This window comes from Parvibaculum sp. (genome assembly GCF_030694575.1).
Taxonomy (GTDB): Bacteria; Pseudomonadota; Alphaproteobacteria; order Parvibaculales; family Parvibaculaceae; genus Parvibaculum.
The window spans coordinates 108,390-121,921 of sequence record NZ_JAUYUS010000100.1 but is presented as its reverse complement, the minus strand read 5'-3'; the positions used below and the strand labels follow the sequence as shown (position 1 = coordinate 121,921).

At 64.1% G+C, this 13,532-nt stretch carries 12 protein-coding genes and 1 tRNA gene; 10 read left to right on the top strand and 3 right to left on the bottom strand.

The window, feature by feature from the left end:
- Positions 1 to 104: 104 nt before the first annotated feature.
- Positions 105 to 3,071 (top strand): autotransporter domain-containing protein, encoded by a 2,967-nt coding sequence (locus Q8S60_RS14570; protein WP_305278226.1) that lies wholly within the window; start codon positions 105 to 107, stop codon positions 3,069 to 3,071.
- Positions 3,072 to 3,328: 257 nt separating this feature from the next.
- Here the strand turns inward: Q8S60_RS14570 and lipB are convergent, their stop codons facing one another.
- Entirely contained in the window at positions 3,329 to 4,006 is a 678-nt protein-coding gene (lipB, locus tag Q8S60_RS14565; protein WP_305278225.1) for a lipoyl(octanoyl) transferase LipB, read from the bottom strand.
- Between the two features lie 64 nt (positions 4,007 to 4,070).
- Between lipB and Q8S60_RS14560 the strand changes: the two genes are divergently transcribed.
- The 8 genes from Q8S60_RS14560 (at position 4,071) to Q8S60_RS14525 (ending at position 10,950) form a co-directional block, all read left to right on the top strand.
- Positions 4,071 to 4,307, top strand: coding sequence for a FliM/FliN family flagellar motor switch protein (locus tag Q8S60_RS14560; RefSeq protein ID WP_305278224.1), 237 nt, complete (start codon positions 4,071 to 4,073; stop codon positions 4,305 to 4,307).
- Between the two features lie 189 nt (positions 4,308 to 4,496).
- Complete coding sequence (locus Q8S60_RS14555) at positions 4,497 to 5,057, top strand: bifunctional precorrin-2 dehydrogenase/sirohydrochlorin ferrochelatase (protein WP_305278223.1); 561 nt, start codon at positions 4,497 to 4,499, stop codon at positions 5,055 to 5,057.
- Between the two features lie 62 nt (positions 5,058 to 5,119).
- Positions 5,120 to 5,878, top strand: coding sequence for a phosphoadenylyl-sulfate reductase (locus Q8S60_RS14550; RefSeq protein WP_371134392.1), 759 nt, complete (start codon positions 5,120 to 5,122; stop codon positions 5,876 to 5,878).
- A 72-nt stretch (positions 5,879 to 5,950) separates the two neighbouring features.
- Positions 5,951 to 6,037: transfer RNA gene (locus Q8S60_RS14545), tRNA-Leu, on the top strand.
- Positions 6,038 to 6,200: 163 nt separating this feature from the next.
- Positions 6,201 to 7,586, top strand: a complete 1,386-nt coding sequence (gene mgtE / locus Q8S60_RS14540) for a magnesium transporter (protein ID WP_305278221.1) — start codon at positions 6,201 to 6,203, stop codon at positions 7,584 to 7,586.
- 129 nt (positions 7,587 to 7,715) lie between these two features.
- Entirely contained in the window at positions 7,716 to 8,615 is a 900-nt protein-coding gene (locus Q8S60_RS14535) for a kelch repeat-containing protein (protein WP_305278220.1), read from the top strand.
- 83 nt (positions 8,616 to 8,698) lie between these two features.
- Complete coding sequence (locus tag Q8S60_RS14530) at positions 8,699 to 9,871, top strand: isovaleryl-CoA dehydrogenase (protein WP_305278219.1); 1,173 nt, start codon at positions 8,699 to 8,701, stop codon at positions 9,869 to 9,871.
- Positions 9,871 to 10,950: a glutathione S-transferase family protein gene (locus tag Q8S60_RS14525; RefSeq protein ID WP_305278218.1), complete on the top strand. Its 1,080-nt coding sequence runs from the start codon at positions 9,871 to 9,873 to the stop codon at positions 10,948 to 10,950. The genes Q8S60_RS14530 and Q8S60_RS14525 overlap by 1 nt, the downstream gene beginning before the upstream one ends.
- Before the next feature lie 3 nt (positions 10,951 to 10,953).
- Here Q8S60_RS14525 and Q8S60_RS14520 read toward each other — a convergent pair whose 3' ends face one another.
- Positions 10,954 to 11,844: a phosphatase PAP2 family protein gene (locus tag Q8S60_RS14520; protein ID WP_305278217.1), complete on the bottom strand. Its 891-nt coding sequence runs from the start codon at positions 11,842 to 11,844 to the stop codon at positions 10,954 to 10,956.
- Positions 11,845 to 11,933: 89 nt separating this feature from the next.
- Here Q8S60_RS14520 and Q8S60_RS14515 point away from each other — a divergent pair, with 89 nt between their 5' ends.
- Positions 11,934 to 13,133, top strand: coding sequence for an acetyl-CoA C-acyltransferase (locus Q8S60_RS14515; RefSeq protein ID WP_305278216.1), 1,200 nt, complete (start codon positions 11,934 to 11,936; stop codon positions 13,131 to 13,133).
- On the opposite strand, the gene Q8S60_RS14510 is transcribed toward Q8S60_RS14515, so the two are convergent.
- Entirely contained in the window at positions 13,130 to 13,525 is a 396-nt protein-coding gene (locus Q8S60_RS14510; RefSeq protein ID WP_305278215.1) for a nuclear transport factor 2 family protein, read from the bottom strand. The two genes, Q8S60_RS14515 and Q8S60_RS14510, sit on opposite strands and share 4 nt — an antisense overlap.
- Between the last annotated feature and the right edge of the window lie 7 nt (positions 13,526 to 13,532).

Genomic DNA, 13,532 nt, shown 5'->3' with positions numbered 1-13,532 from the left:
GTCATCGGAAAATAGCGACATCGGCGGCGATGGTGCGTCAGCACCGTCCATGGCGGAGCCTTGCCTGGCGCAAGGCGGTCGCGTGAGCGTGGGAAAACGGGGCAATGAAACAATCTGCAATACGGAACTCTGGACAGAACGCGCGCACCTTCCGTGCCGCGCTCCTTGTCACCACGGCGCTCACCGCCTGCGTCTTCGCCGCCTCGCCCGCCGGCGCCACCGACTGGACCGGCGCCATCGGCGATTGGTTCGATCCGGCGAACTGGAACAGCGGCGTCCCCACCTCCGGCGATCAGGCAAACATCAACAATGGCGGCACGGCTGAGATCGGGGCCGATGGCGCCGCCGCGTCGAGCGTCTGGATCGGTCAGAGTGCGGGGCAAAGCGGTGCCGTCGAGGTGACCGGCCCCGATGCGGAGCTGACGGCGGCCGGCGGGGTCGTTGTCGGATTTTCCGGCAGCGGTGCTCTCGATATTACAGATGGCGGCATCGTGAACAGCGGCGCCGGCGGCGGCATTATCGCACTCACGGCTACCGCGACGGGCACCGCCACGGTGGACGGTGCCGGATCGGTCTGGACGGGCGCCAACTTCACGGTGGGCAATCAGGGGAACGGTTCGCTTCACATCACCGGCGGAGGCGCGGTCGATGCCACTTCCACAAGCGCGATCGGCTTTTCCTCCGGCGGTGTCGGCACGGTAACCGTCGACGGAGCGGACTCGACATTCAGCACCGCTTACAGCGTTTACGTCGGTTATGAGGGCGAGGGTACGCTCGACATTACGGATGGTGGCAGCGCAAGCAGCCAGTCCGCTTTTGTCGGCTTTCTGTCCGGCGGCTTGGGTCATGTTGTTGTGGACGGAGCGGATTCTGCATGGACGGTCGATTGGGATATCGCCGTCGGTTATGAGGGCGACGGCACTCTCGACATATCCGGCGGCGGCATGGTGAGCAGCTTCAGGGGCTATATCGGCCAGGAGGCCGGCGGAAGCGGCGCCGTGACGGTGGACGGCGAGGACTCGACATGGATTGCTGACTCTGCGATCGAGGTCGGCGGTGCGGGCACCGGTACGCTCACCATCACCAATGGCAGCACGGTGAGCGCTGACAACGTCTATGCCGGCAACCTGGGAGGAAGCTCGGGCACGATCACGGTGGACGGCGAAGGCTCGTCCATGACCGGTAGCGATACAATCCATATCGGGAACTACGGCGATGGCGTCCTGACGGTCGCCAATGGCGCGACGGTCGAGTTTCTCTACGCGGTCGCGGCCCTTGGTTCGAATGCCAGCGGTACCATCAACATCGGCGCGGCGGCCGGCGATTCTGCTGTCGCCGCAGGCGCATTCAATGTCGACGAGCTCCATTTCGGTTCCGGCACGGGCGAGCTTGTCTTCAATCACACGAATTCCGGCTATGTGTTCGGTACGGATATTTACGGAGCCGGCGCCTTGCGTGTTCTTGATGGCAGTACGACGCTGTCGGGCAACAACTCCGGCTTCTCCGGGACGACGACGGTCGAGGCGGGGACGCTCATCGTCAACGGTTCGCTCGGCGGTACACTCGACGTCGCCAACGCGCGGCTCGGCGGCTCCGGCACGGTCGGCACCACGGTGCTCGGTGCAGGCGCCGTCATCGCGCCGGGCAGCTCGGTCGGCACGTTGACCGTCGCGGGCGACCTCACCTTCGACGCCGACTCGACCTATGAAGTCGAGGTGGGCACGTCATCGAACACCGTCGATCTCATCTATGTGACGGGTACGGCATATCTCAACGGTGCCAGCGTCGCGCATGTCGGGCTTGCCGGCTCCTATCCGTGGTACCTGACGCGGACGATCCTGACCGCCGATGGCGGCCTCGACGGGACGTTCGGCGGCATCGCATCCGATTTTGCCTTTCTGACGCCGGACCTCAGCTACGATGCGAACAATGTCCGCATGACGCTCCTGCGCAACGACATCGACTTCGCCGAAGTCACGACGACGCCGAACCAGCAGGGTGTTGCCTCCGCCACGAACGGGCTCGGGCCGGGCAACCCGATCTATGATGAAATCCTGACGATGACCGAAGAGGAAGCGCGCGCCGCCTTCGATGCGCTGTCGGGCGAGGCTTATGGCAGCGCGGGCAGCGCCGCCTTCAATTCGGCGCAGCAGTTGCGCGACGTGCTGCAGGTCCGCCTGCAGATGTTCTCCGGCGCGCGGGTCGCGTCGTCGGCGGGATACGCTCCGGCGGCGGGCGACGCGCTTGCCGCCGATGCGCCTGCCGTCTGGGGCCAGCTCTTCGGAAGCTGGGGCACCAACGACGCCACGGCGACGGCGGCGAAGCTCGACCGCCGCTCGTCCGGTTTCCTCGGCGGTGCCGACAAGGCGGTGGGCGAGAATAGCCGCGTCGGCTTCGCGCTCGGCTACAGCCGTTCGACATTCGACGTATCGGCGCTGTCCTCCTCCGGCGACAGCGACAATTTCCACGTCGCCGGTTATGCGGGCGCGACGTTCGGGGTCATCGATCTCGGCGCCACGCTCGGCTACAGCTATGGCCGCTCGGAAGCGGAGCGCACCGTCATCGTTGGCGGACTGACGAATGATCTTGCCGCGGACTATGCATCTCACACAGTCCAGGCATCGGTTGAGGCCGGCATGGATGTCGGCATGGGTTCCGCCGTGCTGACACCCTTTGCCGGCCTCGCCGTCACCCATGTCCGCAGCGAGGGCTTCACGGAAACGGGTGGGCCCGCCGCGCTCACCATCGCCGCGTCGGACAACACCACCGGCACCTCGACCCTCGGCCTGCGCGCCCGCCGCGAGACCGGCCAGGTCGCGCTCTCCGGTTCGCTCGCCTGGCGCCACGCCTTCGGCGATGTCGATCCCGCCACCCGCGCGGCCTTCGCTTCCGCGCCCGCTTCGCCCTTCACCACGCGGGGTGCGCCGGTCGCGGAGGACACGCTCGCGCTGGGCGGGGATATTGCCTTCCGGCTTGGCACCGATACGAAGCTCACGCTCGGCTATGCGGGCGAATACGCATCGGACGCCCGCGACCACGGATTGAAGGCGGAGGTGCGCGTCGAGTTCTGAGGCGGGGGGAGGAGAGGAGAGCGGATCGAATTTATCCCCGCGCACTTATCCCCGGTGCCGCCATGCGAATCTCGTCCAAAGGACCGGGGATAACCGGTTGTCAATCCGTATACGGATTATATGAAACCGTGATTTGCGACGGTTCGATGACAGTCGCGTGACAGTCCCTGATCCATCGTGAGGGGATAGGCCCGCAAGCCGCGCTGCGGAAACGGAAATCGGACTTGTCCCCGTTTCCATCCGTTTGCTGACGAAAATCAGTCCCGTCCGAACACGCCGTCGAAGGTTTTTCGGAGCGCCATGTCGACATCGGCCATGGTCGCCGTCCGGCCGAGATCGGCGAGGCTCGTCACGCCGAACTGGCTTATCCCGCACGGCACGATCCCCGAAAAATGATCGAGGTCCGGTTCGACGTTCAGGCTAACCCCATGAAATGTCACCCATTTCCGGATGCGCACGCCGATGGCGGCGATCTTGTCTTCCGCCGTCAGACCCTTTTCCGGCCGCCTGACCCATACGCCGACGCGGTCTGTCCGCGTCTCGCCGGTCACGTTGAATTCGGCCAAAGTCGCGATCAGCCAGCGTTCGAGGTCCTGCACATAGGCGCGCACGTCGGGCTTCCGCCGTTTCAGGTCCAGCATCACATAGGCCACGCGCTGGCCTGGCCCGTGGTAGGTGTACTGCCCGCCGCGTCCCGTCCTGAAGACGGGAAAGCGTTTGGGATCAATAAGATCGCTGTCGTCCGCGCTGGTGCCGGCGGTGTAGAGGGCAGGGTGTTCGAGCAGCCAGACAAGCTCGGGCGCCGCGCCCTCCGCGATCGCCGCCGCGCGTTCCTCCATGGTTTTCACCGCCTCCTCGTAAGGCACGGGAACGTCGGAAATCCGCCATTCCGGGGCTTCCAAGGCGGGGTTTTCGAGGATGAGCGGCTTAACCATGGAGTAACTCTAGCATGCGACTTTAGGCACCGTGTAAGGGAGTACCGGGCAAGTGGGGCTTAGCGTGAATTCCGTCAACAATGTCTTCGTCGAGCTTTCAGTCGTGCTTGGCAAATCCACCATGCCGATCCATCAGCTATTGAAGATGGGCCGCGGCGCCGTGATCGAGCTCGACACCAGGCAGGACGAGGAAATCTGGGTCCTCGCCAACAACGTGCCGATCGCGCGCGGCGAAATTGTCGTGCAGGGGGAACGGGTTGCGGTTTCCATCACCTCCGTTCTGATGGGCGGCGAGAACTAGGTTTCCGCCTGTCTCCTCCATTGCGTTCACGTCGGACAAGGGGCCTTTCGGGCCCCTTTTTTGTATTTCTCCTAAGTTCAGTGTGAATTACAATAATATACGGACGTGAGTTGAATTATACGGCATAGTTGTTATGTCTTGCGGGAATTAGAGCGCCCGCGCGTCAGAAGGCCACCTTGGGAGGTGCGCATGTTTCCGATCCTGATCGATCTCGGCTCCCTCAAAGTGGTCCTTGTCGGCGAGGGCGAAGTGGCTGAAAAGCGCCTCGCCGCGCTCGATGCAGCGGGGGCGGCCCATCTCGAGGTCTATTCGCAGGCGCCCACGGCGGCGCTGGCGAAGCAGGCGGGAAAGCGGCTCAAGGGCGCGCGCCCCGCCGCCGAAGCGCTCCAGGAGGCTCATATCGTCTTCCTGGCGGGTTTGGACGACAGGGAGAGTGCCGCGCTGGCGGGCAAGGCAAGGGCCGCTGGGCGGCTCGTGAATACGGAGGATGTGAAGCCGCTCTGCGACTTTCACGTCCCCTCGATCCTCAGGCGCGGCGATCTCACGATCTCCGTTTCGACCGGCGGCAAGTCCCCCGGTCTCGCGCGGCGCTTGAGGCGGCACCTGGAAGGTCTCTTCGGACCTGAATGGGCCGGGCGGCTCGATGAACTCGGCCGGCAGCGCAAGGCATGGCGCGCCGAAGGCATCGAAATCGCGGAAATCGGCCGCAGGGTCGATGCCTATATCGAAGAGAAAGGCTGGCTGTCATGACAGCGATCGATTTGAGGCGGCGCCCCGGCACCGCGGCGATGAGCGAAGGGCGCGCGGCCATCATGGACGCGGCGACCGTTGCCTCGCCTGCGCTGGCCCGCCTGCGCGAAACCCATAAGGGCCTTGGCGGCGTTGAGCTTCTCGAGGCGATGATCAAAACCGAATTTCCGGGCAAGATCGCCGTCGTCTCGTCTTTCGGCGCGGAATCGGCCGTCCTTCTCCACATGGTGGCGCAGGTCGATCCGACGACGCCGGTGATATTCCTCAATACCGGCAAGCTCTTCGGCGAGACGCTGCGTTATCGCGACCGCCTGCAGGAAAAGCTCGGCCTCACCGACATCCGAGCGGTCGGCCCGCACCCGGCCGACCTCGCGGCCCAGGACCCGAATGGCGGTTTGTGGAACGCCGATCCCGATGCCTGCTGCTATGTCCGCAAGGTGCTGCCGCTGGAGCGCGCGCTTCGGGGATTCGACGCTTCGATCACGGGCCGCAAGCGTTTCCAGACCAGTGCCCGGGCAGGCATGGACCCGATCGAAGAGGAAAAAGTCCGCGGCACGGGCGAGCCCGGCTCAGACCTCGGCACGCGCTTCAAGATCAATCCCTTGTCCTATTGGGGCCAGGACGATCTCGAACGCTATGTCGACGAACACAAGCTGCCGCGCCATCCATTGGTGAAGGACAACTATCTTTCCATCGGCTGCATGCCCTGCACGGAGCGCGTGCCGGAAGGCGGTTCCTACCGCGATGGCCGCTGGGTCGGGCGCGACAAGGACGAGTGCGGCATCCATCTGCCGAACAATCTGGACGGCGACGGGATTTAGCCTGCCTTTCCCGCTATTTGCCGCTTGAGCAAGTGTCGGGGATTTGTTACATCCCCCCGGCTCACGAGACATGCGGTCGTGGCGGAATTGGTAGACGCGCAGCGTTGAGGTCGCTGTGGGGTAACTCCCGTGGAAGTTCGAGTCTTCTCGACCGCACCATCATTGGCCCGGCCTTTTGGCCGGGCTTTTGACTCTCGGGTTCAATTCCGGTTTTTCGCGGTTTCGTCCCCTTTTTTCCGCCATGCGCGGCTGGCGGGGCCCGGGCAAATAACGCACACTCGCCCCAGTTCGTGAGCGCGATTCATTCTGGGAGCAGTGCCGTTTGGCCGATCCGGCAACCACCGACGTAGTGGAAGACCTCGCGGAGGAAGCGCTCTCGCCGACCTTCGTGCGCTCGGTCGTCGATGCGGTCGATCGTGCCGACAAAGCGCAGGCCCGCGAACTGGTGCTGCCGCTACGGACTGCCGACCTTGCCGAGCTTCTCGAATTGCTGCGGCCCGACGAGCGCCAGGATCTCGTCGGCATGCTCGGGACCGATTTCAATCCGGAGGTCCTCAGCGAACTCGATGAAAGTGTGCGCGACCATGTGATCGAACTGCTCGATCCGAAGGACCTTGCCGCCGCGCTGACCGAAATGGATTCGGACGACGCCGTTTATCTCCTCGAGGATATGGACGAGGCGGAACAGCGCCGCATTCTCGAACAATTGCCCGCGAGCGAGCGCGCCGCGCTGGAACAGTCGCTCGACTATCCGGAATACAGCGCCGGCCGCCTGATGCAGCGCGAGCTCGTTGCCGTGCCGCCGCAGTGGGACGTCGGCCAGACGCTCGACTATCTGCGCGAGGCGGAAGAACTGCCGCATGAATTCTACGAAATCTTCGTTGTCGATCCGGCATACCGGCCTATCGGCACGGTGCCGCTCTCGCGCGTCACGCGCTCCAAGCGGCCGGTGCTGATCTCCGAAATCATGGAGACGGAGCAGACGCTTATTCCGGTGGAAATGGACCAGGAAGAAGTGGCGCTCCAGTTCAGCAAATACGACCTGATCTCGGCTGCCGTCGTGGACGAGGGCGGGCGCCTTGTCGGCGTGGTCACCGTTGACGACATCGTCGAGGTTATCAGCGAGGAAGCGGCGGAGGATATTCGCCTGCTTGCCGGTCTCGGCGAGGAATCGATATCGGATTCCGTGCTGCAGACAAGCCGCAGCCGCGTCCCTTGGTTGCTGGTCAATCTGGTAACTGCCGTTCTCGCCGCCTCGGTAATCGCGCTTTTCGATGCCACGATCGAAAAAATGGTCGCCCTTGCCGTCCTTATGCCCATCGTCGCCTCGATGGGGGGGAATGCAGGCACCCAGACCATGACGGTCACCGTGCGCGCGCTTGCTACGCGCGATCTCGTACATTTCAACGTGCGCAGGACGATTTCGCGTGAGTTCCTTGTCGGCATTCTCAACGGAATGATTTTTGCCGCAATTCTCGGCGCGCTTTCCGCTCTGTTGTTTGGCAACGAGTGGCTCGGCGCGGTCTTTGCGGGTGCCATAATGATCAATCTGGTGGTCGCGAGCTTGACCGGCATTCTCATTCCTCTGGGGCTTGATAAACTCGGTGCCGATCCGGCGGTTTCTTCGGCGGTTTTCGTGACGACCATGACGGATGTCGTCGGTTTCTTTTCGTTTCTGGGGCTCGCGGCGCTGATCTTGTTTTATTGAGTGCGTATCGGGGGCAGGAGGAGTTTTGCGATGTCCGGTTGGTCTGGTCTGCGCCATCTATTCGCATTTGCGCTGTTCGGGTTGCTCCCGGGCGTGGCTGTGGCGGAAGGTTGGAGCGATGGTTCGCCAATGACCACCGGGCGTGCCTTCGCGGGCGGCGCACTTGTCGGCAATGAACTCTATGTCATCGGCGGCGACAGCACGTCCGGCCCGCGCAGTGTCGCGGAAATTTATGACGTGCGCGGGGATATCTGGCGCGCATCGCCGGGACTTCCGGTCGGGCTGCAGCAATTCGGTATCGCAGAGCTCGACGGCAGGCTTTATGTCTCCGGCGGCTATGAGGCGCCGCAAACGGGACGGCCCGACTTCGGCACCTTCAGCGAGCCGACGGCGCTCGCGGCGGAGGGCGGGGATACTGCCAAGACCTGGATTTACGACCCGGCGGTCGGCACATGGGTCAACGGTGCCCCCATGCCCACCGCCCGTGCCGGGCACGGCTTTGTGATGGTCGACCGCAAGATTTACGCGCTGGGCGGCCGTGGTGGCGACGCCTTGCGCGTTCTGGTCTACGACCCCGGCAGCAACCGCTGGAGTGTCACGGGCGACGCGATGCCGGCGCCGCGCGTGGCGGCGGCCACGTTGGCAGTCGACGGGCGCATCTATGTGATCGGCGGCTTGAACAATGGCGTCGCGACGGCACGCGTGGATATTTTCGATCCGGCAAGCGGCCGTTGGCAGAGCGGTCCGCCGCTTCCCGAGGCGCGGTCTGGGCATGTCGCTGCGCTGATGGGCGGAAAGGTTCACGTGACAGGGGGTGAGCAGCGCCGTCCGCCGCGCACTTACGGCGATCACTTCGTCCTCAATGTCGCGAGCGGTTCGTGGAGCCGCGCCGCGCCCATGCCGACACCGCGGCACGGCGCCGTGGCCGCCGCCATGGACGGCAAGTTCGTCGTTGTCGGCGGCAGCCCGGGTGCCGGCGTCTACACGGTCTTCACCGAATCCGATGTCGTGGATATCTACGCCGAATAGACCCCGCTTCACCCCAAAAGGGGCAGTGACTGCGAGACAAGGGCGCGGCAAAGTCGCCCGGTAAAAAATCAGGGAATGCCAGCATGCTTGCGAACGACTATCCATCGCTCGATTTCGACCTCGGTGAAACCGCGGACATGATCCGCGACACCGTGCGCGCCTTCACCGCCGACAAGATATCCCCGCGTGCCGCCGAGATCGACCGGACGAACGAGTTTCCTCGCGATCTCTGGCCGCAGCTCGGTGAGCTTGGGCTGCTGGGGATTACCGTCGAGGAAGAATATGGCGGGACGGGGCTCGGCTATCTCGAGCATGTCGTGGCGATGGAGGAAATCAGCCGGGGTTCGGCGAGCGTCGGGCTTTCCTATGGCGCGCATTCCAATCTTTGCGTCAACCAGCTCCGCCGGTGGGGCACTGACGCGCAGAAACGCAAATACCTGCCGAAGCTCATGTCGGGCGAGCATGTCGGCGCGCTTGCCATGTCGGAGCCGGGCGCGGGATCGGATGTCGTATCGATGCGGCTCAAGGCGGAGAAAAAGGGCGACCGTTTCGTGCTCAACGGCAGTAAGATGTGGATCACCAACGGCCCGGACGCGGAGACGCTGATCGTCTATGCGAAAACGGATGCGAGCGCAGGCCCGAAGGGCATAACCCCGTTCCTGATCGAGAAGGGAATGAAAGGTTTCCGCCCGGCGCAGAAGCTCGACAAGCTCGGCATGCGCGGTTCGAACACGGCCGAACTCGTGTTCGAGGATTGCGAGGTGCCGGAGGAGAATGTTCTGGGCAAGCTGAACGAAGGCGTGCGCGTGCTGATGTCCGGTCTCGACTACGAGCGCGCGGTACTCGCCGCCGGGCCGCTCGGCATCATGCAGGCCTGCATGGATGCCGTGATCCCTTACGTCCATGAGCGCAAGCAGTTCGGAGAGCCGATCGGTACCTTTCAGTTGATGCAGGGCAAGCTTGCCGACATGTATTCCACGATGAATGCCTGCCGGGCTTACGTCTATGCGGTGGCGAAAGCCTGTGACCGGGGGCAAACCACGCGCAAGGACGCGGCGGGCGCGATCCTCTACGCCGCCGAAAAGGCGACCTGGATGGCGCTGGAAGCCATTCAGGCCTTGGGCGGCAACGGTTACATCAACGACTATTCCACCGGCCGCCTGCTGCGCGACGCCAAGCTCTACGAGATCGGGGCGGGAACAAGTGAAATTCGCCGCATGCTGATCGGCCGCGAACTCTTCAACGAGACGGCCTGATGTCGGAGGTTTACAGGCTGCTCGGCGGACCGGGTTCTCCTTACTCGCACAAGGTAAGGGCGGTGCTGCGCTACCGGCATCTGCCACATCGCTGGATCGTTCCGCTCGGCGCCTTTCGGGGCACGGGCGCGCTCGGGGAGGGGACCGAGATCGCCGGGGCGGGCAAGCGGCAGGTACCGGTGATCCAGTTTCCGGATGGCTCCTATCATTCCGACTCCACGCCGATCATCGACGAACTGGAAAAGAGCCATCCGGGCCAGCGCCCGGTTGTACCCGATGATGAGGGAACGGCTTTCCTCGCACGGCTGATCGAGGAAGCGGCGGACGAGTGGCTTCCCCTGCCGATGTTCGACTACCGGTGGAACGAGGAGGCGGATCGCGCCTTTTGTCCGCGCCGCCAGATGGCGGGCTGGCTCGGCGCGGTGCCGGAAGCGGAACTCGGCGAGGCCGCCGCCGCTTTCCTCTCCCGGCAGGAGACACTGCGCGAGATACTGGGCGGTACGGCGGAAAACCGGCCGCTGCTGCAATCGACCTATGACGAGCTGCTCGGCTATATGGAGGCGCATCTCGCGACGCAGCTCTTCCTCTTCGGCTCGCGCCCGTCCATCGCGGATTTCGGCCTTTACGGTCAGCTCAGCCAGTATTCGGTGGACCCGACCACATCGAACCTGATGAAGAAAAAGGCAGTGCGCCTGTTCCAGTGGGTGCAGCTCATGGACGATGCTTCCGGCATCGACGGCGAGTGGAGCGCAGCCGATGCACCGCTTTCCACCGGCGTGCGGGGATTGCTGAAACTCGCGGGCGAGGTGGCGCTGCCGATGCTGCAGGCGGCGGCGGATGCGCATCAGGCGGGCAAGGACTTCCATCCGATGGTGGCGGAAATTCGGGGGCACGGTTTCAAGACCATCGCGCGGCCCTATCAGGCGCATACGCTGCTCTGGCTCAAGCAGCGATATGCGACGCTTGACCGGGACACGCGGGCCCGCATCGAACCGGCGCTTGCCGAAAGCGGCTGCCTCCCGTGGCTCACCCTTCGCGAAGGTGAGGCCGAGGCAACACCGTCCTATGGCATGGCCTGAGGATTACTTCATCAGCTTCAGCGCGCGGAAGATCGTCGGCGCCCCGTAAGTCGCATAAAGGCCGATGCAGGTGACGGCGACATAGGCGGTGATGGCGGCCGGCATGCCGGCGGCATCGCCGCCCTTTATGATCAGGCCTCGAACGACGAACAATCCGACCACACCAGCCACGGCCATGACGGCCTGAAGCCACCAGGCGGGCAGGACCGGTTCTTCCGGCGCGGCCTTGCGGTCCATCGCGGCACCGGCGAACCAGCCGAGCAGCATGAAGAGCACGGCCGCGATCTGGTCCGGTTCGCGTTCATTGGGCCAGATGACCCATAGCAGCGGAATAGCGGCGATGATGACCGCGAAATCCATCCAGGCGGGCAGCCGGCGCCACTTCGCCACGATGTTCTCATGCACCAGCACGGCGAAGACCGCGATACTGATCAGGCCAAGGGCAACACCGACCAGCACGTCCTCGACGTCGTGGACGCCGAGATAGAGACGGCTGAAACAGACGCCAGCTGCGATGAAGACGGCGGCGGCCCAGGCCCAGGGGCGGCGTATCTCGTAAGCGAGCCAGAGCCACATGGCGACCGCTACCTGTGCATGGCCGGAGGGCAGGCCGTAGGAGTCCGACACGCGATCGGCATCGAGCTGGAAGGCCGGGTCGGGCCGCGCGTCCAGCCAGAAATCCTTCAGCCATCCGTTCACAAGCGCGGTCACGGCGATGAGGACGGCGAGGCGGGTGAAAAGGGCTCGGTCCCACAGCCAGTAGCCGACGGGAAGGAACATCAGGAAAAAGGGCGTATAGCCGAGCCAGGTGAAGCCATTGAAAATGACCGTGGCGGTGTCGCTGCGTAAAGGCACCACCCAGCTCAGATCGTGCAGGAAATTTTCCACAGTCATCCCCCCGTCTCTTTGGCGTTTTATCGTTCTGGGCTAGGTTCAGCCCGAATCCCCGCCCTTGCGGCCAGTCTAACCGTGGAAGCATGCCAATGTCACAAAACCGTCATGAAGCCGATCCGGTCGTCATCGTCAGTGCCGCCCGGACGCCGATGGGTGGCTTTCAGGGTGCGCTCGCGGGAAAGACCGGACCGGAGCTAGGCGCCGTCGCCGTCCGGGGCGCGGTCGAGCGGGCAGGGCTGTCGCCGACGGCGGTGGACGAGGTTCTGATGGGCTGCGTGCTGTCCGCAGGTCTCAAACAGGCGCCGGCGCGGCAGGCGGCGCTGGGCGCGGGGCTCGACGAGGGCACGCCGTGCACGACCGTCAACAAGATGTGCGGCTCGGGCATGAAGGCCGTCATGATGGCGCATGACGCGCTTATGGCGGGGCATGGCGAGGTCATCGTCGCGGGTGGCCTCGAAAGCATGAGCAATGCGCCCTACCTTCTGCCCAAGGCGCGCGGCGGCATGCGGCTCGGTCATGGTGAGGTCAAGGACCACATGTTTCTCGATGGGCTGGAGGACGCCTATGAAGGCCGCCTGATGGGCGCCTATGCCGAGGAAACGGCGAAGCACTACCAGTTCACCCGCGGCGCGCAGGATGCCTATGCGGTCGAATCCCTGGCGAGGGCGAAACGCGCGGTCGAGGGTGGCACCTTCTCCCATGAAATCGTACCCGTCGAGGTTCAGACCCGGAAGGGTGCCGTCGAGGTCGTCAACGACGAGCAACCGCTGACGGCGGACCCGGCGAAAATCCCTACCCTGAAGCCGGCCTTCGCGAAAGACGGCAGCGTGACGGCGGCCAATTCGAGTTCGATCTCGGACGGCGCGGCTGCGCTCGTGCTGATGCGGCTTTCGGAAGCCGAGCGGCGCGGGCTGACGCCGCTTGCCGCCATTCGCGGCCAGACAATGCATGCGCAGGCGCCGGCGTGGTTTTCAACGGCGCCTGTCGGCGCGATTTCCAAACTTCTCGAACGGACGGGATGGACGGCCGGGGATATCGATTTGTGGGAAGTGAACGAGGCCTTCGCCGTCGTCGCCATGGCCGCGATCAAGGAACTCAATCTCAGCCACGACAACATGAACATCTATGGCGGGGCTTGCGCGCTCGGCCATCCGATCGGCGCGTCCGGTGCACGCATTCTCGTGACGTTGCTCAACGGTCTGAAGCAGACCGGCGGCAAGCGCGGCATCGCCTCGCTCTGCATCGGCGGCGGCGAGGCGACGGCGGTCGCTATCGAACGGTTGAACTAGGCGGCGGCTTTCCCGAGCGTGCTCTTCACATGCTCGGCAAGTGCGATCAGGCCGTTCAGCGGGCGGATCAACACCTCGATATGGGCCATCTCGCCCTTGTCGTTCACCGTGATGCGGTCGATGCCCTTCAGCTTCTTGTCGCCGATGCGCGTTTCGAATTCGAGGATGATCTCGTTCCCGTCGACCCATTCCTTGGTGTAGGTGAAATCCTCGAAGCCCTGTATCACCGCGTTCAGGATGGCCGTCACATAGGGTTTCGACTGCTTGGGCGTGTAGAAGGCAGGCGAGGAAATCATCGCATCTTCGGCGACCAGCGCATCGAGCAGCGCGGGGTCGTGCTTTTCAACGAAGGCGTACCAGCGCGTGAGAAACTCTCTCGCCTTATTGGACATGTTTCCC